The following is a 25,875-nucleotide window of genomic DNA, read 5'->3' as shown; positions in this document are numbered from 1 at the left end:
CTTATCCTGCTGCTCGGCACGATGGGGGCCTATGCGCTCGCGCGTTACGAGTTCCCGGGCAATTCGGCCATCTTCATGTTCTTCCTGGCCGGCCTGATGCTGCCCTTGAAACTCGCGGTGATCCCACTCTTTCTCCAGATGCGCGATTTCGGCCTGCTCGACACCCGTTTCGGCCTCATCCTGATCTATACGGCGATGGGCCTGCCCTCGACGATCTTCATCATGACCGGGTTCTTGCGGACGTTGCCGACGGAACTCGAGGAGGCCGCGCGCATCGACGGGGCGTCCGAGCCCCGGATCATGCTGTCCATCATGCTGCCGCTATCCGTGCCACCGATGGTCATTTCCGCGATTCAGAATGCCGTGCCGACCTGGAATGATTTCTTCTTCCCGCTCGTCTTCATCCAGACCGATGTGCGCAAGACCCTGCCTCAGGGCCTTTCGGTGTTCATGGGCGAATATACCACCGACTGGGGCATGCTCTTTGCCGGCCTCACCATCGCAGCCCTGCCACTGACCATCATCTACATCGTGATGTCGCGCCAGTTCATCCGGGGCATGACCGCAGGGGCGGTAAAGTGACACTTCTAGACAATCAGAACCTGATACCGCCGGGCAGCCTCGCCGTGTCCTGCCAGGCGCGGGCGGACAACCCGTTGCATGGGCCGGTGTTCATGGCGGCGATGGCCCAGGCGGCGGAGCATGGCGGGGCGCTCGCCCTGCGTGCCAATGGGCCTGCCGATATCGCTGCGATCCGCGCGGTCAGCACGCTGCCGATCATCGGCATCCTCAAACGCTGGGACGATCACTTTCCGGTCTATATCACGCCCGATTTCGCCGCGGCTGCGCTGATTGCTGCCGCGGGCGCCGACATCATTGCGCTCGATGCAACCGCCAGGCCCCGCGATGGCGAACCACTCGGGGTTCTGATCGCGCGCATCCGCGGTGAACTGGGCAAGCCCGTCTTCGCGGATTGCGCGACGTTCGAGGACGGTGTCCGTGCGGCCAGGCTTGGCGCCGACTACATTGCCACGACCTTGTCCGGCTACACCGATGAGACCGCTGCGTTGAAGGCGGCGGGGCCGGATATCGCGCTGATCGCTGCCCTCGCTGGCGCCATATCGACGCCGATCGTGGCGGAGGGGCGTTTCGAGCGGCCGGAGCAGCTTGATGCGGCCTTCGCAGCCGGTGCGCACGCCGTGGTCGTTGGCACGGCCATCACCAATCCCCGCGAGATCACCCGCCGTTTCGTCGCGCATGCCCGGGCTTGAGCACCCGCTGGGCCTGGGCATCGAGACGGGCGGGACGGCGTCGCGCTGGTGTCTCGTCTCCGCAGCTGGCGAGGTCATGGCACGAGGCGACGTGGCACCGATGACGGGCCATGTCTTCAGCGAGGCGGACCATGAGCGCGTGCGAGGCATCTTTGCGGGGCTCGCGTCGGAACTCGCAGGCCATAGCCGGCCCAGCGCCATCGTGGCCGGCGTCACGGGCGTTGGATCGGCTTCGCCGACGACGGCCCTCTTTGCACGGATGCTCGCGGGTGCCTTCCAATGCGCCGAGACATCCGTGCTCGTCGTGGACGACATGTGGCTCGGTTATCGCGCCCGCTTTGCGCCCGGCGAGGGCATCGTCGTCTATGCCGGTACCGGCTCCATCGGCTACCACCTCGCGGCAGGCGGCGAGATCATCCGAGCCGGCGGCTATGGCGTGCTGGTCGACGATGGCGGGGCGGCGACCTGGATCGCGACCGAGGCGTTGCGGTTCGTCCTGCGGCGAGAAGATGAAGCGCCGGGTTCCGGCTGGAGCACAGTGATTGGCCGGGCGCTCTCCGCAGCTGTTGGCGGCAGCTCCTGGGATGCGGCCCGCGTCTATATCTATGGCGGCGACCGCGGCAGCCTGGGGCTTTTGGCCCGTGCCGTAAGCGCTGCCGATGAGGCCGGGGATCCCGAAGCGAGACGGATTTTTGTGGGGGCAGGACGGGAACTCGCCCGCCTCGCTCTGGCACTGCGTGGGCGTGTCGGCCTCAAGCCGGTGGCCCTGGCCGGCCGTGCGATCACGCTCTCGCCAGCCATTGCCGAAAGCTTCGCAGCCTCCGTCGCGCCACCCGTGCTTTTGGCCGATGCCAGCCCCGATGTGCCGGCAGTCGCGGCGCGACTGGCCGTCGAGCTTGCTGCGAATCCAGGTGAGGGAGAGCCGGGCACAGGGCGTTGAAACCGCGCTATGTGCCCGGTCATCGACAAGAGCCCGGTCGGATCCTCAGCGGGGACGAACCGGCGCAGAAGACGCTTCGAGTTGCTCGAAGACGAAGGCCGCAAGGTAGCCATAGATCGCGTGGCCAATCAGGCTCATGAGGGAGAGGCGCGGCACGTCGGTGAGAAGGAAGGCCTGACCGGCCAGGGGCGCGAAGAAGCCGAGCGCGATGAAGTAGGTGATCACCCCCCAGATCCAACCATCGGCGGGCATGCCGAAACTCTTCACGAAACGCGTCAGCGCGTAATAGCCGAGCGGGTAGAACAGGAAGCCTGTGAGGAAATGCAGCAGCTTCGCGACCGGCGTCGAAAGCGTCAGGCCGAGCTGGTGGGAAAACAGCGACTTCACCAACTCGGGCGGCTCCAGGGGGAATTCCGCGAACCACGCGGTCGGGACGGCCGAGAACAGTTCCCAGAAGCCAAGCCCGGCAAAGCCGCCAAGGGCCAGGTTCGCGATGGTGCGTGCTGATAGAAGGGGGGTGGTCCAGGGCAGGGTGGTGGTGATCATGGCTGTTATTCCTGTGGTGGCGTTTAGTGGGCGAGCGCGAGCGGGGTCGCCGCGACGGCCAACGCGGCGGTGTGTGCGGCCGGCCGGTTGCGCAGCAACGCCAGCCGGCGCGCGGCGAAGAGGTTGGAGCCGCCGCGTTTCGTGATGCGTTCGCTAAGAAGCGGGGCCGCGCGCTCATGGTTGCCCGAGCGGATCAGGCTTTCGATATAGGCCTGCTCGAAGAGGTCGCGTTGAGCGTGGCTGCCACCGATCGCGACCAGTCCGTCGCGCGCGGCGCCCAGCAGCCTCGCCGCCTCGCTGTAGTCGCCTTCATGGAAGGCGAGCAGGCCGAAGGCCGCGAGCGCACCATGATGGGCCGCCTGCCTGCGCTCGCTGCTGCGATGCGCCCGGCTATCCCCAACGAGCGTGCGGGCGATCGCCTCCGCGCCGCTTGAATGCCCGGCGCCGAGCAATGAGAGAGCATAGTGCAGGTCGGCAAAGACCAGGCGGCCATCATCGATCCGGCCCTCGGCGAGTGCGGCCAGTTCCTCCCAGCGCGTCCCGACATCGACGCCGGCATATTCGAGCCGGGCAAGCAGCGAGGCGCCATTGGCTATGTCGCGATAATCGTCGGTGGGCTCGCCCCGGATATCGTTGTCATAGAGGCGCAGCACCTCCGCGGTCTCTCCGTGCTCGAGCCGGAACAGGGCGAGGTGCCAGACGATGTGGAAGCGCAGGTTATTGGCATGGGACCAGTTCCGGGCATTCCCGAGCCAGGTGATCCCCTCGTCGGCGCGGCCGGTCATTTCCAGCACATGCGCGACGGCGTGGCGGCCCCAGGCATCGCGTGGCGCAAGGACGACGGCGCGGCGGCCCGCTCGCTCGGCCTCGGCATAGAAACCCTGTTCTTCGAGCGCGAAAGCGTGGCAGCCATGGACATATCCGGCAAGCGGATGGCTTTCGCCGAAAGCCGGCGCGGTGCGGCGCAGGCAGGCCAGCATCTCGTCCTGATCACCGAGCATGAAGCGCAGGCCGTGAGAGAGTTTTAGCGCCAGCACGTCGAGGGGGTGGGCCTCCAGAATCGCTTCCAGGCGCCCGGCGGCCAGTCGCGGTGCATCGGCCAGCCAGAACGCCAATGCCTCGACCAGCATGCGCTCACGCTGTGTGACGGGACGCAACGCGATGGCCGCCTTGGCCTTGACGAGGCAGTCGCGCGCCGCTCCGAGCAATTCTGACCTGGCAAGCGAAAGAAGCATCAGGCCTTTGGCCGCATGAACCAGTGCGAAATCCGGATCCGCTGCCAGCACGCGGGCGAGATGCTCAGGTGTCGCGGCAGCATGGGCCAGCACGGCTTCGAGCGTGTCGTTCCAGGCGAGGCGTGCAGCGTCGTTCGCGACAGTGACGCGCTCGCCTGAGAGATCGTGATACATGAGGCTACTCCGTTCGAGCCCTTGAAGGGGCGTCTCTCGGGGAGTTCGCTGGCGGCCGATCAAGCGGCGATCAACTCGCTTCACGGACCCGTGTTGACAGGCCGTGCTTGGGCGCTTCCGTCTCATCCATGCGTTGCGGTTCAGCCTTCGCTGGCGCGGCATGACCAGCCCAGGGTGCGCTCTTGAACCAGCCGACCACGACCGCGACGCCGAGGATCGCTGCAAAGCCGACGAGATTGAGCAGCGCCATGCTCAACTCGGTCCGGCCCAGCATATCGGCTGCGGTGGTGGCGAGCCGTGCCAGCACGACGCTGGCAAGAAATGCGGCGAGCGATTGCCGTCCGATCAAGATGAGCAAGTGGCCAACGCCCTGATCCAGATTCCGGCGCCAGGGCTCGACCAGGCTGAGAACGAGATAGGCCAATGCCAGGAAATGCAGCACGCGCAGGATGTGCAGATTGCTCTTCTCGCTGGCGGGCAGGATCAGGTCGCGTAGCGCCTGCGCCGCCGGCCAGTGCTCCAGGAAACCCCAGAAGGAGAACGGTACGGAAAGGAGCAGGAAGACGCCGGCAGCAAGCATCAGCCTGTGCTCGCCAAGCCGCGGTACCGGCAACCATTTCATACCGATGAAGAACCCGATGAAGAAGATGAGCTGCCAGGCGAAGGGGTTCAGGAACCAGCCGGCGCCGTTCCAGGGATTTCCGGGGAGATTGAGGTCGACAGCCCAGGCAAGCCCATAGAGCAGCGCCACCATCAGGAAGGGCAATCCAGCATTGATCCGGTGCAGCGCCATGGCCACCGGAACCAGGGCCAGGATCACCAGATACATCGGCAGGATATCGAGATAATCCGGCTGCCAGGTCAGCGTCGCGAGGCCGAGCAGTGCGGTGTCCGGGGAGCTCAGGAGCGGCGCGAACTGGGACGCGAGCATGCCAAGGCCGAAACTGTGATCGAGCAGCGCGGCGAGCGCGATCAGCGCCAGAACGAGTMCGAGTTGCGCCCAATAGACCTGCCAGATGCGCAGCATGATGCGCGCGGTTCCAAGCCACAGGCCGCGGCGAACAAAGACGCTGCCGAAGGCGAGTGCGCTGGCAATGCCGGAACAAAAGACGAAGAGTTCGGCGCCTGACGAGAAGCCGAAGCGAGCAGGGATGAAGGCGTTCCAGCTGTTCTGCGGCCAATGCGCGACGAAGATGATCAGCATCGTCAGGCCGCGGAAGAAGTCGAGCCGTTCATCGCGCGGGCGCTTGCCTGCCTTCTGTTGAAGCGTGCGCATCAGAAGGCTCCTTCGTAGCTGCCTGCATCGATCCTGCAGGCGAGCACCGTGAAACCACTGCGTTGGAATGCGGCGCGTGCCTCGCGCCTGAGGCTGTCCGGGTTTGAGATCGTGCTGCCGTGGCCGCCCATCGCGCCGGCAATCGCCGCGAAATCGGTGCCGCCAAAATCGACTGCTGCGCGGGCTAGGCCAAGCTGGCGCTGCTTCAGTGCGATCAGGCCAAGGCTCTCATCGACAAATACGACGAGGACAACCGGCAGCGCCAGATCGCGCAGGGTCGCGAGCTCGCCCAGGACCATTTCGAGGCCGGCATCGCCGACGAAGCAGAGTGTGGGCTGCCCCGTGCCGAGCGCCGCGCCAGTCGCCAGTGGGAGTGCGCAACCCATCGTGCAGAGCCCGGTCGACTGCAGCAGGCGGCGCGGCCCGTCGCTCCTCCACATCTGGCTGAGCAGAATCCGGTGCGCTCCGGAATCGGCCGTGACGATGGTTTTCACCGGCGCGACCTCGCGCAGGATGTCGATGACGGCATGGGGACCCCAGTCCGATGGCGGAGCGAAGGCCTCGCTGAGCGCCGCGCGAATGGCGGCGGGGCGCCCGTCCGGCCAGGTGCCGTCCAGCATTGCTTCTTCGCCGAGCCGCGACAGGATGGTGCCGACATGACCTTCGAGAAGCAGCGTCGCGCTATGCATGCCGTGGTGGACATCCTCGGCGACGATGTCGATTACGCGTTTGCCCGTCGGCCAGGGATTGCGCCAGCCCTGGCGCATCTCGATCGGGTCGTAGCCGGCGAGCACGACGAGGTCGGCCTCGTCCAGCGGCGGCCGTACCAGCGCATCGGCCCTCGGCGACAATCCGACTCCGCCGATCACGCGCGGATCGCTTTCCGGCACCAGGCCCTTGGCCTTGTAGGTGGTGAGCAGCGGGGCACCGGTCCGGGTGAGGAATAGGTCGAGTGCGGCGGCGGAGCCCTCATTCACCAGGTCGAGCCCGGCAATGACCAGCGGCCGCTTCGCAGTCGCGATCATCTCGCGTGCGAAACTGAGATCGGTGGGGGCGCTGTTGTCGGGAGGCTTCACGATCTGGACCGCGCGCTGGACAGTCTTCGCCTCGGCGACCGCGATCGGCAGATCGATATGGACCGGGCCGGGCCGGCCACTCCCGGCAATGGCGAGAGCCTTCTGCACCACCAGATCCTCGGTGCCCTGCGCGGCGCGAAAACTTGCCTTCACCAGCGGCCGCAGCACTGCCTGATGGTCGAAGATCTGATGCGTGTAGCTTTCAGCCAGGGCCTGATCGACGCAGCCGGTGATGAAGATCAGAGGGACGCGATCCTGCCGGGCATTGGCAACGACATTGACCGCATTGGCGACGCCGGGCCCGAGTGTCGCGACCAGAACCGGCAAGCCGCCTGTCGCATGCCACAGCCCTTCGGCCATGAAACCCGCCGCATTCTCGTGCTTGGCGAGGAGGAAGCGGATGCCGGCACGTTCAAGCGCATCGACCAGCGCCAGGACCTCGCCGCCGGGAATGCCAAAGGCATGTGTCGCGCCGGCGGCAGCCAGCTGCTGCGCCATCAGATCGGCGCCTCGGACGCATGCTGCTTCTGCCGCTTTCGGCGTCATCTCGGTTAGGCTTGTATCCTGGCGCATGGTGTCTCCCTCGGTATCGGCAGGAGAGATCGCGCGAGGCGAGCTGCTGGTTACGGCCTCACGGAAAAGTGAGCCTGGCGCCCGCCGCGGCTGTCGGCATCTTGGGAGGCATCGCAAGTTGCCAGGCCCGCTCGACCCAGGCCGGGTCGGCCATATGACCGCCGCCATGGAGGCACAGTTCCAGCCGCGCAGGCCCGGGACAGTCTGTTCCCAGCCGACAGGTCAGGGCCTCCGGCTGCGGCGCCTTCCGGACCTCATCCGCCCAGGATGAGGTGCAGCCGGGTGCCAGGACGGCGAGGCTCCTGAAGAGATCACCCTGCCTGTACCCGGACCGGAGTGGGCGCCCCGCCATCGGCACGGTTGTGTCGCTCGTGCCATGGACATGGATCAGATTGGGCCGGGGGGCGACGCAGTCCTGCGGAAATGGCTCCCAGAACGCACCGGCGATTGGCGCAAAGGGCGCAACGCCGAGGCGTTGCGCAACCGCGACGAGACCCTGATCGGCCATGATCTCCTCGGCCGAGCCTTGCCAGCCGTGAAAGTACATGATCGCGCCGCGCAGATGCCCGATCGCGGCCTGCGCAGGCAGCAGGATGCGATAGAATCCGCCCTCGACCGGGCAGCCTCCCTCGGCCKGGCAAGGCGTGAGGCGCGCTTCCGTCCTGGCGTGTTCCTGTGCGATGGCGGCGGATGTCAGCGTCGTGGTCAGCGCCATTGCGAGCGCTATGATCGCCAGGCCGAAGCGCGCTTCTGTCGCCATGTTCGTCGCTTTCCCGCGAAAGGCCCGGAAGGCCGCGCTCTGCGCGTATGCGAGCGTATCGGGGCGGGGCGAGGTCAGCATCTGCCAGTCACGGGCTTGTGAGCCCTGCATCATCATGCGACGGATTGGACACCCGCCTGCACGGCCCCGGAGAATCGCCGCTTCCCGTGTCTCTCGCCGATCTTGAAACGCAGCTGCGTCCCGTCTTTCTCTCCGCACTTGCCGGCGATGCGTCGGCCTATCGCACGTTCCTCGAGGCGATCAGCGTGCGCCTGCGCGGCTATTTGCGTCACCATCTGGCGCGAGCGGGGCGCAGCGAGCCGAGCGAGACGGAGGATGTCTTGCAGGAGACCTTGCTCGCCCTGCATCTCTCCCGGCACAGCTATGATCCGGCGAGCCCCGTAACCGCCTGGGCCCATGCGATCGCGCGCTATAAACTCGTTGATCATTTGCGCCGCTCCGGGCGGCACGCGTCCAACCTGCCGATCGATGACGAGGCCTATCAATTGGCGGCGCCAGACACGCCTGCCTCCGATGCCCGGTTGGACTTGACGCGAGCCCTGCAATCCTTGCCTGAACGGACGCGAACGCTGATCGACCAGGTCAAGGTCCAGGGCTGTTCGGTCGCTGAAGCCGCAAGCGCTGCCGGCATGACCGAGACGGCAGCGAAGGTCGCAATCCATCGCGGCCTGCGGGCCATGGCGCGCCTCCTGACCATGCGCAGGGCACCGTGACCGCGATGCGCGTGCTGCGGCAGCGTGAGCGCACCCGACGCTGTAACCTTTCGCCTGTTTGCTGCGAAATCCCGTCCATCACAGTACAATGACCGATCCGACATGCAGACAGACGAGCTGATTTCCCTCATGGCCACGAGCAGCCAGCCGGTTGATACCGGGTGGCTGCGCCGTATCACCTGGCTTGCTGCGTTCCTCGCCATGATCGGGGCGACGCTTGCCGTGCTCCTGACGCTCGGCGCGCGCCGGGACCTGGCGGGGGCCTGGGCCAGCGCGCCGGTGCTGGGCAAGGTCCTGCTCGGAGCGAGTGTGGCCGGGATCGCCGTGGCGGTTTTCCAGCGCAGCCTGCGGCCCGGTCTCAGTCCGCGAGGACATCTGTCCTTCATCCTGCTCCCGATCACCGCCGTGATGYTGTGGGCTCTCGTCGTTCTGGCTCGGGCGCCTGCCGGAGAATGGGCCAATTTGACCTTTGGCAGGAGCTGGCAGGCCTGCCTGATCTCCGTTGTGCTCTACGGGCTGATCCCGTTCGCTGCCATGATCGCGGTCGCCCGGCGCGGCGCGCCGGTCGATTTGCGCCTCACTGGCGCTGCCGCCGGAGTTGCATCCGCGGCCTTGGCGACCATCGCCTACAGCGTGCATTGCCCTGAGGATACGATCCCCTTCATCGCAAGCTGGTATCCGCTGGSGATGGGCCTGATGGCTGTCGTCGGAGCCCTCGCTTTTCCGCGATTCGTGCGCTGGTAGTGGAGCCTGAGGCAGTCAGCGGCTGTCATCAGGCCGGCAGCCTGGCGAGGTCCGGCTTGCCTGCCCGCCCTCTGAGCCAACCAAGGTTCGGCGCGATCAGGCGAATGAAGTCGTCGATGATCTGCTCATAATCCTCCGCTTCGAAATTATAGGGCAACTCAAGACGCAACTCGTCGACCGCGCGCAGCACTGGGTCTTGCAACAATGCGATCAGGATCTGCTCCGATGTGCCGATGAGATCCGGAGCGAACTGGGTTCGGCGTTCGCCCTGCGGTTTCAGGGTGCGCTCATGCCGGCTGGCGGCGTAATCGCGATAGCGACTGCGGGTCTTTGCATCGGCCCCGTCGAGCGGGACGATAACACGGCCAACGGCAATGCGTGGCTGATGCTGGGCCTGCCAGCTGCTGCGATAGAGAGCGAGCTGACGCAGTTGGGCCTCGAAGAAATTGTCGGTCTCCTCGCCGATATTGATGTTGCCGACGAGAAGGTTGAAGCCGTTCTCCCCGGCCCAACGGGCTGAACGCAGCGATCCTCCGCCATACCAAAGCCGTTCACGCAGCCCCGGTGCGTGCGGTTGGATACGCGGCCGCAACCGCCCTGCCGCCGATGTGATGAAAGTCTCGTCGTCGCCGAGATAGGCGCCGTCGAGATTGGCTGCGAGGCGGGCGACACGCTGATGCGAATAGTCTGAATCTGTCCGGTCTCCGTCGAGGAAGCGCTGACCCAACAGCTCGGCATACGACGGTGGCCCGGCGCTGAGGCCGACATTGAGGCGCCCATGTGCGAGTACGTCGACAAGCGACAGGTCCTCGGCCAGCCGGAACGGGTTCTCGTAACCGATCTGGATCACGGCGGAGCCGATCTCGATGCGTCGAGTCCGCTGGCTTGCAGCGGCCAGAAAGACACTGGCCGAGGAGACGCCGGGTTCGAGATGGCGTTGGCGCACCCAGGCGCTGTCGAAGCCGAGCCGTTCGCCGAATTCGAAGAGCTGGAGGGTGTCCTCCAATCCAACCAGTGGAGCGTCGTCGCGGTAATTGCCGGGCGTCAGGAAGCCGATCCGGCTAATCGTGAGCGGAGTGGCGGGCATGATGAACTCACAAGGCATTGGGGGCGTCGGCTTCAGGACTTGGGCAAGCCTGGCGGATTGGTCTCGGAGCGCTCCAGAGCCTCTTCCTCAAGTCCCCAGCGCGCGAGCGCCTGGCGGTACTTGTCGGTGGCGATCAGGCCATTGGTGGCGGCAGTCAGCGCGTCGACGAGACCGCTGCCTTTGCGCGTCGTAATCGCGACATCCGATTTGAGAGGCCAGCCGGCGCTGAGAGTGCCGGCTCGCCGGATGTTGCGGTCGCGTGCGGCGATGAAGACCAGTTGAGCATGCGGCTGGACGATGACGTCGGCGCGGCCGGCGAGCAGTGCGATCAGTTTGGTCGGCTCGTCGTCGTAATAGTGCAGGTCGAGTGGCTTGAGCCCGGCTGCGACATTCAACTTGCTCCATGCGAGCAGGATGCGCTCCTGGTTAGTGCCGGCGCCGACGATGATGCGCAGGCCTGCCGCGTCCTTGGGTTCCCTAATGGACGTCACCGGGCTCTCGGCCTTCACATAGAAGCCGTGCAGGCCTTGCCGATAGGTGGAGAAGTCGAATTTCTCCTTGCGCTGCTCGGTGACGCCGACATTCGAGATCACCGCATCGTATTTGCCCGAGGCCAGGCCGAGCGGCCAGTCGGCCCAGGCGATCGGCAGAAGATTGAGCTTCAGGCCGAGGCTGTCGGCGATGAGCTGGGCAAAGTCTGGATCGGCACCGACGACGGTCCTGGCGTCGGTCGCATAGGTGGCGAGCGGCGGGCCGCTCGGGCTTATCGCGACGGTGAGCGAGCCCGGCTCGACGAAGACAAAGCCCTTGGGGATGGCCTTGATTGCCTCGGGGTTCCGTTCGGCGCGAAGCCTGCCCGGCTGCTCCGGGCCGAGATCGAAGGGCTGCGCGAGGGCGGGGGCAGAATTCCAGTAGGTGGTCGCCGCCCCAAGCAGCAGCGAGAGAATGGCTCGTCGCCCGATCATGATCGTCCTTCCAGTTCCAGAATTGGCCGCTTCGCTAAAGGACGTCAGCGCCGCCGCTGTCGCGCGGCGGCGCAAGGGCCTCAGCTCTTGGGCAGGCCGGGCGGGTTGGTGGTGGATTTCTCGACCGCCTCTGGGCCGAGATTCCAGCGGGTCAGCGCCTTGCCGTAATTGCCGTTTGCGATCTGGGTGTTGAGGGCATGGGTGATCGCTTCCGCCAGCCCGTTCCCCTTGCGGGTCGTCACCGCGATCTCGGCCAGCAGCGGCCAGCCGCCGCTGAAATTGCCCGCGAGTCTGGTCTTGCCTTCGCGGGCGGCCTTGAAGCTGAGCAGGGCGTTGGGGCCGAGATAGACGTCGGCCCGGCCTGTCTCAAGTGCGAGATAGAGCACGACGTCGTCGTCGTAATACTGCACCTCGACCGGTTTCAGGCCTTGTTTGAGGTTCTGCTCGTTCCAGCGCAGCAGGATTTGCTCCTGGTTGGTGCCGGAACCGACGATGACCTTGAGTCCGGCAACATCCTTGGGCTCCGTGATGGTGATCGGGTTGCTGGCTTTGACGTAGAAGCCGAGCAGGTCCTTGCGATAGGTGGAGAAGTCGAACTTCTCCTTGCGCTGTTCGGTGACGGTCACATTGCTGATTGCGGCGTCGTATTTGCCGGAGGCGACACCAAGCGGCCAGTCGGCCCAGGCGACGCTGACGATCTCGAGCTTCCGGCCAAGACTGTCGGCGACGAGCTGGGCGATGTCGGGCTCGGAGCCGACCAGCGTCCTTGTGTCGGTGCCATAGGCGCCGAAGGGAAGGCGCTGCGAGGCGATGGCGACGGTGAAGACGCCATCCCTGGCGAATTTGGCGTCCTTGGCGACCAGCTTGAGTGCCTCCTCGTTCCTCTCCGCACGGGGGCGGCCGGGTTGTTCCGGGCTGAGATCGAAGACCTGCTGGGCTATGGCAGGGACGGTGAGGAAGGCGGCTGCTGCGGCGAGCGCGCCGAAGCCGAGCGAAAGGGATCTGGTCCTTGCGGCCATGCTGAAAACTCCATGCGAGGGATCGGGACAGGCTCGGATCATCGGGGGAAGCGCAGGTCCCGCTGCGCTCGCCGGTTCTGGCCAGGCGCTAGAGAACCTTGGCGAGGAACTCGCGGGTCCGCGGGTGGTCGGGAGCCCCAAAAACCTTCTCGGGCGAGCCGGTTTCGAGAATGCGGCCCTGCTCCATGAAGACGACCCGGTCGGCGACCTCCCGGGCGAAGCCGATCTCATGCGTGACCACGATCAGCGTGGTGCCGGAGCTGGCGAGTTCCTTGATGACGTCGAGCACCTCGCCGACCAGTTCTGGATCGAGCGCCGAGGTCGGCTCGTCGAAGAGCAGGACCTTCGGCCGAAGTGCGAGGGCGCGGGCAATAGCCACGCGCTGCTGCTGACCGCCGGAAAGCTGGCGCGGATAGGCTTCGGCCTTCTCGGAGAGGCCGACGCGGGCCAGCAGTTCGCGCGCCTGGGCGACAGCCTCGTCACGGCCGATGTTCCGCACCGTGATCGGTGCCTCGATGACGTTCTCGAGCGCGGTCAGATGCGGGAAGAGGTTGAAATTCTGGAACACCATGCCGACATCGACGCGGCGCTTCAGGATATCCTTTTCCTTGAGCTCATAGAGCGTGTCGCCATCCTGGCGGTAACCGATCAGCTCGCCGTCGATCGAGATGAAGCCATCATCGACGCGCTCGAGATGGTTGATCGCACGCAGGAGGGTCGACTTGCCCGAGCCGGACTGGCCGAGGATGACGGTGACGCTGCCGCGCGGGATGGTCAGGCTGACATCGTCCAGCACCTTGAGCGGGCCAAAACTCTTGCTGACGGCCTGGATGCGAACCTCGCCGCCGCTGCGGGCGAATGAGGCCCAACTCACCGGCGTGCCCGCTTCTCGCAGAAGGAGCGGGGCCGATGTCGCGACCGGCACCTGCGCCACGGCCGGGCTTGCCGAGCGACGCAGTTTTGCAAGGGCATTGCCGATCAGGGAGGGCGGCGGATTGCGCAGCGCGCCCTTCGAGTAATAGCGCTCGATATGATGCTGGATGAAGGACAGGACGCTGAGGATAACCAGATACCAGACGGTCGCGACCATCAGCAGCGGGATCACCTCCAGATTGCGGCGATAGATGATCTGGATCGTGTAGAACAGCTCCGGCAGCGCCAGGATGTAGACCATCGAGGTGCCCTTGGCCAAACCGATGATCTCGTTGAAGCCGGTCGGCAGGATGGTGCGCATCGCCTGCGGCAGGATGATGCGCGAGGCCTGGCGTGAGCGCGGCAGGCCGAGTGCGGCTGCGGCTTCCAACTGACCCTGATCGACGGAGAGAATTCCGCCGCGAATGATCTCGGAGCAGAAGGCCGCCTGGTTGAGCGCCAGCCCGAGCACCGCTGCCGCGAATGGCGTAAGCAACTGGGTGGTCTGGTAGCTGAAGAAGGAAATCTCGGTGAACGGTACGCCGAGCGTGATCGTCTCGTAGAGATAGCCCAGATTGTTCAGCACCAGCAGCAGCACGATGAGCGGGATCGAGCGGAAGAGCCAGACATAACCCCAGGAGAGCGAGCCCAGCAGGGGCGAACMGGAGACCCGCGCCAGCGCCAGCGCCGTGCCGAGCAGGAAGCCAAAAGTGGCGCCGAGCAAGGTCAGCAGCAGGGTGCGTCCGAGGCCGGCCAGGACCGGCTCGGCAAAGAACCATTCGGCGAAAACGTCCCAGCCCCAACGTGGGTTCGAGAGGACCGAGTTCAGGATCGCGAAGATCACGATCACCGAGAAGACGGTTCCGACGGTCCGCGCCGGGTATTTCGCCGGCACGATACGATAATGCGCGTTGTCGCTCTTTCGCGCGGGTTGCGGCGGCGGCGCATCAAGCGCGCGAAAATCAGTGGTCAGGGTCATGTCAGGTCTCGTCGGGAGTCTGGGGGCGGTCTGACCCGCGCTCTGTCGGATTGGAGGCGCTCAGGCCGCGCTGGCGGCACCCGGCCGTTCGCTGGCCGACGCATGCGGCAGATGCCCGGCGAGCGGGCCGAGCTCCTTTTCAAAGGGGAGCTTAAGATGGACCTCGGGATCGACCGTGATGTCGAAGAGTGGGCGATAGCCGGTCTGCAGGTAGAGTTCCTTGGCTTCGGGCTGCCGGAAGCCGGTCGTCAGGTAGATCCTGCTGTAGCCCTGGCGCTGGGCCTGCGCTTCAAGTTCCTCGACCACCTTGCGGGCCAAGCCCTGGCGACGGAAATCGGCGTGGGTCCAGATCCGCTTCAGCTCGGCCGTGTGCCGGTCGTGGCGCATGAAGGCCCCGCCGCCGATCGTGCGCCCATCGCGAACGAGCAGGACGAAATTGCCATCCGGCGGCGCAAACAGCTCGGCCGGATAGCGGCTCATCTCGGCACCAGGCGGCTCTCCGAAAATGCTGCCATAACGGGTCGCGTATTCCCAGGTCAGCGCTTCGATCAGGGGCTGCGAGCGCGCGTCGAGCGGCGTGGTGTAAATGAAGCTGTCGGCCATGATGGGCTGCCTTTCCGGCGGGTTCAGGAGAGGTAGGCCTGCGCCAGCGCGACCCAGTAGGTCGCCGCGGGCGCCAGGGTGGCGTCGTTGAAGTCGTAGTGAGGGCTGTGCAGGGGTGCGCTGTCGCCGTTGCCGACGAAGAGGTAGCTGCCGGGGCGAGCCTCCGAGATGAAGGCGAAATCCTCGCTGGCAGTGCGTGGCCTGAAATTCCGTTCGATCCGTTCTTCGCCGAAGGCCGCCACCGCAACCTCGCGTGCGAAGGCGGTTTCCGCATCGTGGTTGACCAGCGCGGGGAAGCCGAGCCGGTAGCGGACCTCGGCCCTYGCACCAAAACTCTCGGCCTGGGCACGCACCAGCGCCGGAATGCGCTGCTGCAACTGCTCGCGGACCGTGCTGCTGAAGGAGCGGATCGTCAGCCTGAGCTCGACGCTGTCGGGGATGACATTCGAGGCGGTGCCGCCATGGATCGAGCCGACTGTGACGACGGCGGCCTCCAGCGGGTCGATGTTGCGGGAGACCACGCTCTGCAGCGTCGTGATCACCGCGGCGGCGGCAACGACCGGGTCGACCGTCTCATGGGGAGCGGCTCCGTGTCCCCCCTTGCCGAGCACAGTGATATGGGCCTGATCGACCGAGGCCATCGCCGGACCGGCAATGAAGCCGAATTGTCCGGCCGGAACGCCCGGCCAATTGTGCAGGCCGAAGACGGCGTCGCAGGGGAAACGCTCGAACAGCCCCTCCTCGATGAGCTTGCGGGCGCCGGCGCCGATCTCCTCGGCGGGCTGGAAGATCAGGGTCAGTGTGCCTGAGAAGCGCCCGCTTTCTGCGAGATAGCGCGCTGCCGCAAGCAGGATCGCCGTATGCCCGTCATGGCCGCAGGCATGCATCGCGCCGGCATGGATGCTGGCATGGGCCAGGCCCGTTGCTTCCTGGATCGGCAGAGCATCCATATCGGCACGGATGCCCAGTCGACGCTCGCCGTTGCCGCGCCGGAGCGTCGCCACGATGCCGGTGCCGGCGAGCCCTGTCGTGACCTCGTAGCCCCATCCGGCGAGGTGCTCCGCGACGAGTGCGCTGGTCCGCTTTTCCGCGAAGGCGAGCTCGGGGTGGCGATGAAGATCGCGGCGCAATGCGATGAACGCGTCGGCGAAGGCTGCGACGCCTCGGGCCGCGTCTTCGCGCTCTTGCTGGCCGATGCCGGGTGTGTGAAAGGTCATGTCCTTGCCCCGGCTCAGCCGGCCGAGCGCGCCAGCGCGGCCTGCTGTGGCGCAGGTTCGCCAACTTGGCGGCTTTCCCGGCGCGGCAGACCGAGATGGTCGCGTAGCGTGGTGCCGGGCAGGCTGCGGTCATAGACGCCGCGCTCTTCGAGCACCGGGATGACGAGTCGGGCGAAGTCGTCGAAACCCTCGGCAATCACGGGAAAGCCCAGGATGAAGCCATCTGCCGCCTGCTGTTCGACGCGGTCGATGATCCGTTCGGCGACGGCCCCGGCGGTGCCGATGAAATCGGTCCGCGGTGTGGTGGCTTCGAGAGCGACCTCGCGCAGGCTCAGGCCCTTCAGGGCCGCATTGCGCTTGATGCGGTCCGTGGTCGAGCGGAAGCTGTTCTTGCCGATCTCGCCCAGCTCGGGGAATGGCTGATCGAGCGGGTAGGTGCTGAAATCGTGATGGTCGAAGAAGCGGCCAAGATAGAGCAGGGCCTCGTCGATCGAGACGAGGTCGCGGATGGCGCGGTATTTCTCCTCGGCTTCCCGCTCGGTCGCTCCCACGATCGGGCCGATGCCCGGGAAGACCTTGATGTCGCTCGCGCTGCGGCCATGGGCGATGGCGCTGTTCTTGATGCTGCGATAGAAGCCCTGGGCCTCCTCGAGTGCGACATTGTTGCTGAAGACGGCATCCGCGTGCTTGCCGGCAAGCCCGATCCCAGCGTCGGAGGCGCCTGCCTGGAAGACGACCGGCTGCCCTTGCGCGGAGCGGGAAATGTTCAGCGGCCCCTCGACCTGGAAGAAGCGGCCCTTGTGCCCCAGCGTGTGGAGCTTGGCCTTGTCGAAGAAGACGCCGTTCTCGCGGTCCCGCGGGAAGGCATCGTCGTCCCAGGAATCCCAAAGGCCCTTGATGACATCGAGATATTCGGTGGCGATCTCATAGCGGAGGGCATGCTCCGGATGCGGCCGGCTATAGTTGCGGCCCGAGCCTTCGAGCGGCGAGGTCACCGCATTCCAGCCGGCGCGCCCGCCCGAGATCAGATCAAGCGAGGCGAACTGGCGCGCGATGGTGAAGGGATCGCTGTAGGAGGTCGAGACGGTGCCGACGAGGCCGAGCTTGCTGGTCGAAGCAGCCAGCGCCGACAGGATCGTCAGCGGCTCGAAGCGGTTCAGGAAATGCGGGATCGACTTGTCGTTGATGTAGAGCCCGTCGGCGACAAAGGCGAAGGCGATGCCGGCACTCTCCGCCTTGCGCGCGGTGCGGACGAAGAAGTCGAAATTGACGCTGGCATCGGCAGGGCTGCTGGGATGGCGCCAGGAGTTCATATGGCTGCCCGGGCCCTGCAGCATGATGCCGAAAGTGATGGGTTTCTTGCTCATGGAACGTGCTCCGGTGGAGAAAGTGGTCAGGCCGCGGCCGTCAGGACTTCGTCGGCGAGCAGCGCGATCGACGCGAGCCGCTGCTGCCGGGCGGCTGCCGGCGTATCGAGGATGAATTCAGCGATGCCGAAGCGCCGGTGCAGCGCATCGAGCTCGCGCCGGACCCGGCCCGGCGTGCCGGCGACGATGCTCGGGCGGCGCAACTCCGTGCGGTAGGAGGTCACGCCCGCTTGCCGGGCGTATTCCGCGGCCTGCGCTTCGCTGCCGACATTGAGAGCCTGACCATCGTTGAGGTAGAGACGCACGATCTGCAGCCCGTCCGCGATCCGTTCGGCTTCCACGTTGCTCTCGGCGGCCAGCGCGGTCACCGCGAGGAGCGGCGTGCCAGGGCCTCCTGCATTGGCGAAGGCCTCGATGCTTGCCTCGATCGCTGCGTGATCGCCATTGAGCTGACCGGCAAAGACGAACTGCCAGCCCTGTTCGGCGGCAAGTCGCGCGCTTTCCGGGCTGCCGCCGAGCAGGAAGCGCTGCGGCACCTCGGGCGGGATTGGCGCTACAAGGGGCCGGTCGAGGGCCTGGCCAGCGTCCGTTCCGTGATCGAGATAGGCGCCGAGTTGGCGCAACTGCGTGCCGAACTCGCGCCGGACGGCGGGATCATGTCCCCATTGCAGCGCGCGCGTGGCCAGTGGCAGTCCGCCCGGCGCCTTGCCGATGCCGAGATCGACCCGGCCCGGTGCGAGTGAGGCGAGGACGTGGAAGTTCTCCGCCACCTTGTAGGGGCTGTAATGCTGGAGAAGGACGCCGCCCGACCCGACCCGAATGCGCGAGGTGCTGGCCAGGATATAGGCCGCCAGCACTTCCGGAGAGGAACTGGCGACGCCCGCCATGCCATGATGCTCGGCGAGCCAGAAACGGTGATAGCCCCAGCGCTCCGCATTCTGAGCAAGTGCGACCGAGCGGGCGAGGGCGATGCTGCCGGTCTCGTCGTCGAAGACGGGGCTCTTTTCGAGCAGGCTGAGGCGATAGGTCATTGGAGCGGCCTTCGTGAATGCAGGTCTGCGTGCGGGTTTGGGGCGGGTGGAATCAGAGCGCCCGCAGGCCGAGCGCCGCCGCGGCCTCGTCCGCCATCCAGCCGAGGCGCTCGTAGTCGCCCCGCCAGTAGACGAGGGCCGCTTCGTCGGCGCCGAATCTGACGGCCCGCACGCGGCCGATGACGATGCTGTGGGAATGGCGCTCGATCAGTTCCTCGACTTCGCAGTCGAGGGAGGCGAGCGTGCCCACCAGGAGTGGGGCGCCGGTTGCGGCGGTGGTCCATTCGGCGTGCCGGAAGCGCTCGACGCCCTTCTCGCCGTTCCGTCCGGCGAAGCGATCCGCGATCTGCTTCTGCGCCGCATTCAGGAAGTTGATGCCGAAGGTGCGATACCGCTGCAGGGTCGGATAGCTCGACGATGTGCGGTTGAGTCCGAACATGACGGTCGGAGGCTCGGCCGAGAGCGAGGCGACCGAGGTCGCCGTGAGGCCGGTCCGATCCTCGCCTGCGCCGGTCGTGATGACACTGACCCCGCCAGCGAGGTGGCGGAAAGCGGCACGGAATGCTGCTGCTTCGTCGCGAATCGTGGGCGAAGCTGTTGGCAAGCGCGTGACGATGCTCATGGGGAATCCTTCAAGCCATGCGGGCGGGTTTGGACGCAGCGATCTCGCAACGGCTGTCGATCAAGCCGTGCGTTCGCCGACCGAGCCGGCCAGCGGCCGAGCCGAAAAGAGKGGTGGTGGGACGTTCCGAGCGGGCCAGAACACTGTCTGACCCAAATCCGAGGCGTCGACGGTGTTCGGCATGGCTCCGCCCCGGCCGAGCTGAGCGGCGTTACCCACGCGGGATCAGGAGGAGCGGGGCGCGGTGCCGTTCAGGCCCGGCACGCAGGAGCGTTCAACATCGATGCGCCCGATCAGACGCAGTTTTATGAATATAAAGTGGAATTCTCTTCGATGTTGATTCAGTCATGAACGTGTCTCCAGCAATCGGGAGCCCACGAATGCATTCGTGGTGCTTTTAGCTTTGGTGACGCGGTGCAAGCTGCTCCAGCAAATCCCGCGATCGACACCGTCGATACTATGATCATTCTGCATCAGGTTGCTTCGGTCAATGAAACGTCTTTTCAAAGATCGCTCTCGAACCGGGATAAACGCCTCTGGACGGCGAGGTGCTCGAAAGGCTTTGCCTCATGCGCTGGACGTACGTGACCTGCGGGGCATCCCGCCTTCGTCAGCGCGCAACTCCGACATTGCTGGCGCACCGGCAGCGCGCTGGGCAGAGACGCAAGGTCACCATTCCAGCTTGGCGAACACTCGCAAGATGGCTGCCCTGGCTTTCATCCAACAGTCATCCCGGCGTCATCCAGGCGACCTAGGCAGGCGGCCTCACAGCTGGATTGCCGAGAATGAAACGCCAGAATGTTCTCCTGATCGTCGTCGACCAATGGCGCGCCGATTTCATACCGCATCTGATGCGGGCCGAGGGGCGCGATCCCTTCCTGAAGACGCCGAATCTCGATCGCCTTTGCGCGGAGGGCGTGACCTTCCGCAACCATGTCACGGCCTGCGTGCCTTGCGGTCCGGCCCGGGCCAGCCTGCTCACCGGCCTCTACCTGATGAACCACCGCGCCGTGCAGAACACGGTGCCGCTCGACCAGCGCCATTTCAATCTCGGCAAGGCGCTGCGCGCCATCGGCTATGATCCTGCGCTGATCGGCTACACCACGACGACGCCCGACCCGCGTGCGACCTCGAAGAACGACCCGCGCTTCCTCGTGCTCGGCGACCTGATGGACGGTTTCCGTTCGGTCGGCGCCTTCGAGCCCAATATGGACGGCTATTTCGGCTGGGTGGCGCAGAACGGCTTCGAACTGCCGGAAAAGCGCGAGGATATCTGGCTGCCGGAGGGCGAGGACTCGGTGCCGGGCGCGACCGACAAGCCGTCGCGCATCCCCAAGGAATTCTCCGACTCGACCTTCTTCACCGAACGCGCGCTGACCTATCTGAAGGGGCGCGCCGGCCGGCCGTTCTTCCTGCATCTCGGCTATTATCGTCCGCATCCGCCCTTCGTTGCGCCGGCGCCCTATCACGCGATGTACCGCCCGGAGGATATGCCCGGGTTGGTGCGGGCGGAATCACCGGAAGCCGAGGCGGCTCAGCATCCGCTGACCAAGTTCTACATCGACTCGATCAAGCGCGGCTCCTTCTTCCACGGCGCAGAAGGCTCGGGCGCGACCTTGGACGAGGCTGAAATCCGCCAGATGCGGGCGACCTATTGCGGCCTGATCACCGAGATCGACGACTGCCTCGGCCGGGTTTTCGCCTATCTCGACGAGACCGGGCAGTGGGACGACACGTTCATCGTCTTCACCAGCGATCATGGCGAGCAGCTCGGCGACCACCACCTGCTCGGCAAGATCGGCTTCAACGACGAGAGCTTCCGCATTCCGTTGGTGGTGAAGGACCCGCGCGGAGCGGATGAGCGTCGCGGTGCGATCGAGGCCTCCTTCACCGAGAGTGTCGACGTGATGCCGACCATTCTCGACTGGCTCGGCGGCGAGGCGCCGCGCGCCTGCGACGGGCGCTCGGTGATGCCGTTCCTCAGCGAGGGACGGCCGGCGGATTGGCGCAGCGAGCTGCACTACGAATACGATTTCCGCGACGTGCACTACTCCCAGCCGGAGCAGGTGCTGGGCCTCCACATGGATCAGTCCAGCCTCTGCGTGATCCAGGACGAGCACTACAAATACGTCCATTTCGCCGCGCTGCCGCCGCTCTTCTTCGACCTCGCCAAGGATCCGCACCAGTTCGTCAATCTGGCCGAGGACCCGGCCTATGACGCCCTGGTGCGCGACTATGCCCAGAAGGCGCTGTCCTGGCGGCTGATCCATGCCGACCGGACCCTGACCCATTTCCGCTCCGGCCCGCGCGGGCTCGAGGAGCGCGCTCCCAACGCCACCCCCTCAGGAGATGAACAATGGTCGGTTCCTTCACGCGTCGCGGCGCAATAGCGCTCGGCGGCTCGGCCCTCATTCTGCCGCGCTTTGCGATCGCGCAGGCCGATAACCGGCCCTCGATCACCATCGCAGTGCAGAAGATCGCCAATTCCAACACGCTCGACGTGCTGCGCGAGCAGTCCAATGTCGGTGAGCGTGTCTTCTTCTCGTCGATCTGGGAGGGGCTGATCGGCCGCAACTGGCTCGGCAATCTCGAGACGGTTCCCGGTCTTGCCACCGAGTGGAAGCGCATCGACGACAAGACCGTCGAGCTCAAGCTGCGCCGCGGCGTGAAGTTCCATAACGGCGATGAGCTGACGGCGGAGGACGTCGCGTTCTCCTTCAGCAAACAGCGCATGTTCGGCGACACGCAGCCGTCGCAAGGCAAGACGATCTCGGTCGACTTCGTCGTGGGTGGTGGCCGCGCCAACAAGGAACTGCCGGCGGAAGTGCCGGCGGTGGCGCGCCGCTCCTGGCCGGCTCTGCTCGGCATCGAGATCGTCGACAAATACACGGTGCGCTTCGTCAACGGCACGCCCGACGTGACGATGGAGGGCCGCATCTCGCGCTATGGCAGCGAGATCATGAATCGTCGCGCCTTCGAAGAGGCGAAGACCTATAGCGACTGGGCGACCAGGCCGGTCACGACAGGCCCCTACCGGATCGCCGAGTATCGCCCGGACGTCTCGCTGTTGCTCGAGGCCCATGACGAGTACTGGGGTGGCCGCCCGCCGCTGAAGTCGATCCGTTTTGTCGAGGTGCCGGAGACGGCGTCCCGCATCAACGGGCTGCTCTCCGGCCAGTACCAGTTCGCCTGCGATATCCCGCCGGACCAGATCTCGCAGATCGAGAAGAATCCCGCCTTCGAGGTACAGGGCGGGACCATCCTCAATCACCGCCTGACGGTGTTCGACAAGAACCATGCGCAGCTGCAAAATCCGCTGGTTCGCCGCGCCATGACACATTCGATCGACCGGCAGGCGATCGTCGAATCGCTTTGGGCCGGCCGTACCGTCGTGCCGAAGGGGCTGCAATGGCCCTATTATGGCGAGATGTACCACGCCGATTGGGCGGTGCCGGCCTTCGATCTGAAGCTGGCGCGCGAGCTGGTCAAGCAGTCCGGCTACAAGGGCGATCCGATCCCCTATCGGCTGCTCAACAACTACTACACCAACCAGACTGCCACGGCGCAGGTCCTGGTCGAGATGTGGAAAGAGGCGGGGCTCAACGTCGAAATCCAGGTCAAGGAGAACTGGCAGCAGATTCTCGAGCGCACGCCGACCCGGGCGGTACGCGACTGGTCGAATTCGGCGCCCTTCAACGATCCCGTCTCCTCGATCGTCGCCCAGCACGGTCCAAACGGCCAGCAGCAGCAGGCCGGCGAATGGCGCAATGACGAGATGAACACGCTCTCGGTCGAACTCGAAACCTCGACCGACCGCGCCCGCCGCAAGGCTGCGTTCCGCCGCATGCTGGAAATCGCGGAGCGCGAGGACCCGGCCCCCCGAAAGGGCGCGCCGTTTTCTGTTTCCGATGACTTCTGGAGGGTTCCTTGACCCATCTGACACGCCGCCATGCGCTTGGCCTCGGCGCGGCCTCGACTGGTGCCCTGATCCTGCCGCGCTTCGCGATCGCGCAGGCCGATAACCGGCCCTCGATCACCATCGCGGTCCAGAAGATCGCCAATTCCAACACGTTGGAAACGCTGCGCGAGCAGTCCAATGTCGGCACTCGCACCTTCTACAGCTATGCCGAGAGCCTGCCTTCCCGGGCTTCGAGAAAATCGAGATCGTCGATCCGCAGACCGTCCGCTTCGTCAACAAGACACCCGACGTGACGCTCGAAGGCCGTATCTCGCGCAATGTCGGCATCATCGTCTCGCGCAAGGCCTTTGCCGAGGCTGGAAGCTGGCTCGACTGGGCGCGCAAGCCCGTCGGCACAGGGCCCTATGGGATCGCCGAGTTCAAGCCGGACCAGTCGCTGACGCTCGTCGCGCATGACGCCTACTGGGGCGGCCGGCCGCCGCTTAGGCAGATCCGGTTTGTCGAGGTGCCGGAAACGGCGTCCCGCATCAACGGTCTGCGTTCGGGCGAGTATGACTTTGCCTGCGATATCCCGCCTGACCAGATCAGCGAGATCGAGAAGAACCCGCGTCATGAGGTGCTCGGCGGCCTGATCGCCAATCACCGCCTGACGACCTTCGACAAGACGCACCCGCAGCTCGAGAACCCGCTGGTGCGTCGGGCCATGACCCATGCCATCGACCGCCAGACCATCGTCGATGCGCTCTGGGGCGGGCGCACCCGCGTGCCCAAGGGCCTGCAATGGGAGTTCTACGGCGACATGTTCATCGCCGATTGGGCGGTCCCGGCCTTCGATCCCAAACTCGCCCGCGAACTGGTGAAGCAGTCGGGCTACAAGGGCGACACGATTCCTTACCGGCTGCTCAACAATTACTATACCGGCCAGGTTTCAACGGCGCAGGTGCTGATCGAGAGCTGGCGCGAGATCGGCCTGAACGTCGAAATCGAAAGCAAGGAGAACTTCCCGCAGGTTCTGGCAAAGGGGCCGACGCGGGCGGTACGCGACTGGTCGAACAGCGCCGCCTTCAACGATCCTGTCGCCTCGATCACCGCCCAGCACGGCCCGACCGGCCAGCAATGGCAGATTGGCGAATGGCGCAACGACGAGATGGGCAAGCTGTCCGACGAGCTTGAAACTTCGACCGACCGTGCCAGGCGCAAGGCGATGTTCCGCCGCATCCTGGAAATCTGCGAGCGTGAGGACCCCGCCTATACCGTGCTGCACCAGACAGCGAATTTCACGGCGAAGCGCCGGGATATCCAGTGGAAGGCGGCACAGGCCTTCGTCATGGATTTCAGGGCGCGCAATTGGGGCGGGATCCGCTCGTGAGCACGATGTTGGACAGGTTCGGCAGCGTCGCTGACCCGCTGGTCGAGATCAATGGACTGACGGTCGCCTTCGACGGCGTGAAGGTGTTGCACGGCATCGATCTCTCGGTCGCACGCGGCGAGGCGGTCGGCCTGGTCGGCGAGTCCGGCTGCGGCAAATCGGTGACCTGGCTGGCAGCCCTCGGCCTGCTGCCGAAGAAGGCGAGCGTCTCCGGCAATGTCAGGCTGGGCAGCACGGAACTGATCGACGCCGAACCGGACGTGCTGGACACGGTGCGTGGTGGGCGCATTGCCATGATCTTCCAGGATCCGGCGAGCGCGCTCAACCCGGTCCTTCGCCTCGGCAAGCAGGTGGGCGAGGCCCTGGCGCTGCATGGCGGCCTCTCGGGTGCGGCGATCAGGGCGGAGGCGAAACGCCTGTTCGATCTCGTCGGGATTCCAGACGCGGCGCGCCGCCTCGACGCGTTCCCGCATGAGCTCTCGGGTGGCCAGAACCAGCGCGTAATGATCGCCATGGCGCTCGCCGGCAAACCCGACCTGCTCGTGGCCGACGAACCGACCACGGCGCTCGATGCCACCATCCAGGCGCAGATCCTCGAGCTGTTGACCAAGATCCGGCGCGAGACCGACATGGCGCTCGTGCTGATCAGCCATGATCTCGGCGTGATATCGCAGACCTGCGACCGGGTCTGCGTGATGTATGCCGGGCGGATCATCGAGACCGCCGAGGCTCAGTCGCTGTTCGACGAGCCGCTGCATCCCTACACGCAGGGCTTGATCGCGGCGCTGCCGCCGCTGGAAGGCGTGCGCCGCAGGCTCGACCCGATCGAGGGCAATGTGCCCGAGCCTTGGAACCTGCCACCCGGCTGCGCCTTCGCGCCACGTTGCCCACGGCGGGGCGAGGCCTGCGACGCAGGCGTGCCACCGCTGGCCTGGAAGGCGCCGGGACGCTTTGCGGCCTGCATCAAGGCGCTTCAAGCGGAACCTGTCCGTCCGCGGAAGCCGGTCTACGCATGAGCGCTCCCTTGCTTCAGACGAGAAATGTCGCGCGCTGCTACGGCATGCGCAAAGGCCTGCTGGGCCGATCTATCGAGGTGCGCGCCGTCGACGGCGTCTCGCTGACGGTCGAGCGTGGCCGGACGCTTGGCCTCGTCGGTGAATCCGGCTCCGGCAAATCGACCACGGGCCGGCTCGCGCTCGGGCTCGAGAAGCCCGACGCGGGGGATGTTCTGTTCAACGGCGCTCCGATGCCGGCCACGGACACCTTGGCCTGGCGCCAGATGCGCGCGCGCATGCAGATGATCTACCAGGACCCGCTGGGCGCGCTCGACCGGCGTCTCCAGATCGTCGAACAGGTGCGCGAGCCCTTCGACGTGCATGGGCTCGGCGAGCCGAAGGAGCGTGAGGCGCTGGCCTTCGCGTTGCTGCAATCGGTCGGCCTGCGCGCCGACCAGGGC

Annotated in this window: 23 protein-coding genes and 1 pseudogene; 10 read left to right on the top strand and 14 right to left on the bottom strand. The window is 65.8% G+C overall.

Annotated features, from left to right (window positions below; all coding sequences use genetic code 11):
• The 3 genes from AC1D34_RS20950 to AC1D34_RS20940 form a co-directional block, all read left to right on the top strand.
• The coding region (locus tag AC1D34_RS20950) for a carbohydrate ABC transporter permease (protein ID WP_476825214.1) at positions 1-582 on the top strand (582 nt) is incomplete at its 5' end.
• Positions 579-1,271 carry an N-acetylmannosamine-6-phosphate 2-epimerase gene (locus AC1D34_RS20945; RefSeq protein ID WP_441505907.1) on the top strand — a complete coding sequence of 231 codons (693 nt, stop codon included), beginning with the start codon at positions 579-581 and terminating at the stop codon, positions 1,269-1,271. The genes AC1D34_RS20950 and AC1D34_RS20945, both read left to right, overlap by 4 nt.
• Positions 1,258-2,211, top strand: a complete 954-nt coding sequence (locus AC1D34_RS20940; protein WP_441505906.1) for an N-acetylglucosamine kinase — start codon at positions 1,258-1,260, stop codon at positions 2,209-2,211. Before AC1D34_RS20945 ends, AC1D34_RS20940 begins: the two co-directional genes overlap by 14 nt.
• Before the next feature lie 45 nt (positions 2,212-2,256).
• On the opposite strand, the gene AC1D34_RS20935 is transcribed toward AC1D34_RS20940, so the two are convergent.
• From AC1D34_RS20935 to AC1D34_RS20915, 5 genes are all read right to left on the bottom strand, one after another.
• Entirely contained in the window at positions 2,257-2,757 is a 501-nt protein-coding gene (locus AC1D34_RS20935) for a hypothetical protein (RefSeq protein ID WP_441505905.1), read from the bottom strand.
• Positions 2,758-2,780: 23 nt separating this feature from the next.
• The gene (locus AC1D34_RS20930) at positions 2,781-4,166 is read right to left on the bottom strand and encodes a tetratricopeptide repeat protein (protein ID WP_441505904.1); all 1,386 of its coding nucleotides are present in this window, start codon (positions 4,164-4,166) and stop codon (positions 2,781-2,783) included.
• 70 nt (positions 4,167-4,236) lie between these two features.
• Complete coding sequence (locus AC1D34_RS20925) at positions 4,237-5,442, bottom strand: OpgC family protein (protein ID WP_476825213.1); 1,206 nt, start codon at positions 5,440-5,442, stop codon at positions 4,237-4,239.
• Entirely contained in the window at positions 5,442-7,091 is a 1,650-nt protein-coding gene (locus AC1D34_RS20920) for a thiamine pyrophosphate-binding protein (RefSeq protein WP_476825212.1), read from the bottom strand. Before AC1D34_RS20920 ends, AC1D34_RS20925 begins: the two co-directional genes overlap by 1 nt.
• 58 nt (positions 7,092-7,149) lie before the next feature.
• The gene (locus AC1D34_RS20915; RefSeq protein ID WP_476825211.1) at positions 7,150-7,932 is read right to left on the bottom strand and encodes an alpha/beta hydrolase family protein; all 783 of its coding nucleotides are present in this window, start codon (positions 7,930-7,932) and stop codon (positions 7,150-7,152) included.
• Positions 7,933-8,018: 86 nt separating this feature from the next.
• Here AC1D34_RS20915 and AC1D34_RS20910 point away from each other — a divergent pair, with 86 nt between their 5' ends.
• Both AC1D34_RS20910 and AC1D34_RS20905 read left to right on the top strand, forming a co-directional pair.
• Positions 8,019-8,585 (top strand): sigma-70 family RNA polymerase sigma factor, encoded by a 567-nt coding sequence (locus AC1D34_RS20910; protein WP_441489793.1) that lies wholly within the window; start codon positions 8,019-8,021, stop codon positions 8,583-8,585.
• Between the two features lie 129 nt (positions 8,586-8,714).
• On the top strand, positions 8,715-9,329 hold the full coding sequence (locus AC1D34_RS20905) for a DUF1109 domain-containing protein (RefSeq protein ID WP_476825210.1): 615 nt from the start codon (positions 8,715-8,717) through the stop codon (positions 9,327-9,329).
• Between the two features lie 28 nt (positions 9,330-9,357).
• On the opposite strand, the gene AC1D34_RS20900 is transcribed toward AC1D34_RS20905, so the two are convergent.
• From AC1D34_RS20900 to AC1D34_RS20860, 9 genes are all read right to left on the bottom strand, one after another.
• Entirely contained in the window at positions 9,358-10,416 is a 1,059-nt protein-coding gene (locus tag AC1D34_RS20900; protein WP_441489795.1) for an LLM class flavin-dependent oxidoreductase, read from the bottom strand.
• 32 nt (positions 10,417-10,448) lie between these two features.
• Positions 10,449-11,381, bottom strand: coding sequence for an ABC transporter substrate-binding protein (locus AC1D34_RS20895; RefSeq protein ID WP_441489796.1), 933 nt, complete (start codon positions 11,379-11,381; stop codon positions 10,449-10,451).
• Positions 11,382-11,461: 80 nt separating this feature from the next.
• Positions 11,462-12,400 (bottom strand): ABC transporter substrate-binding protein, encoded by a 939-nt coding sequence (locus AC1D34_RS20890; protein WP_441505901.1) that lies wholly within the window; start codon positions 12,398-12,400, stop codon positions 11,462-11,464.
• A gap of 88 nt (positions 12,401-12,488) precedes the next feature.
• Complete coding sequence (locus AC1D34_RS20885; RefSeq protein WP_476825209.1) at positions 12,489-14,291, bottom strand: amino acid ABC transporter permease/ATP-binding protein; 1,803 nt, start codon at positions 14,289-14,291, stop codon at positions 12,489-12,491.
• Positions 14,292-14,351: 60 nt separating this feature from the next.
• Positions 14,352-14,894 (bottom strand): GNAT family N-acetyltransferase, encoded by a 543-nt coding sequence (locus AC1D34_RS20880; RefSeq protein ID WP_441505900.1) that lies wholly within the window; start codon positions 14,892-14,894, stop codon positions 14,352-14,354.
• A gap of 23 nt (positions 14,895-14,917) precedes the next feature.
• Positions 14,918-16,111, bottom strand: a complete 1,194-nt coding sequence (locus AC1D34_RS20875; protein ID WP_441489800.1) for a M20 aminoacylase family protein — start codon at positions 16,109-16,111, stop codon at positions 14,918-14,920.
• 14 nt (positions 16,112-16,125) lie between these two features.
• Complete coding sequence (locus AC1D34_RS20870; RefSeq protein ID WP_441505899.1) at positions 16,126-17,478, bottom strand: LLM class flavin-dependent oxidoreductase; 1,353 nt, start codon at positions 17,476-17,478, stop codon at positions 16,126-16,128.
• A 26-nt stretch (positions 17,479-17,504) separates the two neighbouring features.
• Positions 17,505-18,509: an LLM class flavin-dependent oxidoreductase gene (locus AC1D34_RS20865; RefSeq protein ID WP_441505898.1), complete on the bottom strand. Its 1,005-nt coding sequence runs from the start codon at positions 18,507-18,509 to the stop codon at positions 17,505-17,507.
• A gap of 52 nt (positions 18,510-18,561) precedes the next feature.
• Positions 18,562-19,131 (bottom strand): flavin reductase family protein, encoded by a 570-nt coding sequence (locus tag AC1D34_RS20860; protein ID WP_441489803.1) that lies wholly within the window; start codon positions 19,129-19,131, stop codon positions 18,562-18,564.
• 785 nt (positions 19,132-19,916) lie between these two features.
• On the opposite strand from AC1D34_RS20860, the gene pehA reads away from it, so the two are divergent.
• The 5 genes and pseudogenes from pehA to AC1D34_RS20835 form a co-directional block, all read left to right on the top strand.
• Complete coding sequence (gene pehA / locus AC1D34_RS20855; RefSeq protein ID WP_476776327.1) at positions 19,917-21,521, top strand: phosphoric/sulfuric ester hydrolase PehA; 1,605 nt, start codon at positions 19,917-19,919, stop codon at positions 21,519-21,521.
• Positions 21,488-23,062, top strand: coding sequence for an ABC transporter substrate-binding protein (locus AC1D34_RS20850; protein WP_476825208.1), 1,575 nt, complete (start codon positions 21,488-21,490; stop codon positions 23,060-23,062). The genes pehA and AC1D34_RS20850 overlap by 34 nt, the downstream gene beginning before the upstream one ends.
• Positions 23,059-24,419: pseudogene (locus AC1D34_RS20845) on the top strand (ABC transporter substrate-binding protein). The gene AC1D34_RS20850 and the pseudogene AC1D34_RS20845 overlap by 4 nt, the downstream one beginning before the upstream one ends.
• A gap of 5 nt (positions 24,420-24,424) precedes the next feature.
• Positions 24,425-25,435, top strand: a complete 1,011-nt coding sequence (locus AC1D34_RS20840; protein ID WP_441506008.1) for an ABC transporter ATP-binding protein — start codon at positions 24,425-24,427, stop codon at positions 25,433-25,435.
• A gap of 8 nt (positions 25,436-25,443) precedes the next feature.
• Positions 25,444-25,875: ATP-binding cassette domain-containing protein (locus AC1D34_RS20835; RefSeq protein WP_476825207.1), on the top strand; the 432-nt coding region annotated here is incomplete at its 3' end.

The sequence above is a fragment of the Allobosea sp. P1_A7 genome (assembly GCF_056406775.1).
Note: the sequence above shows the minus strand (reverse complement) of the source record. Positions and strands in the feature narration are given on the sequence as shown.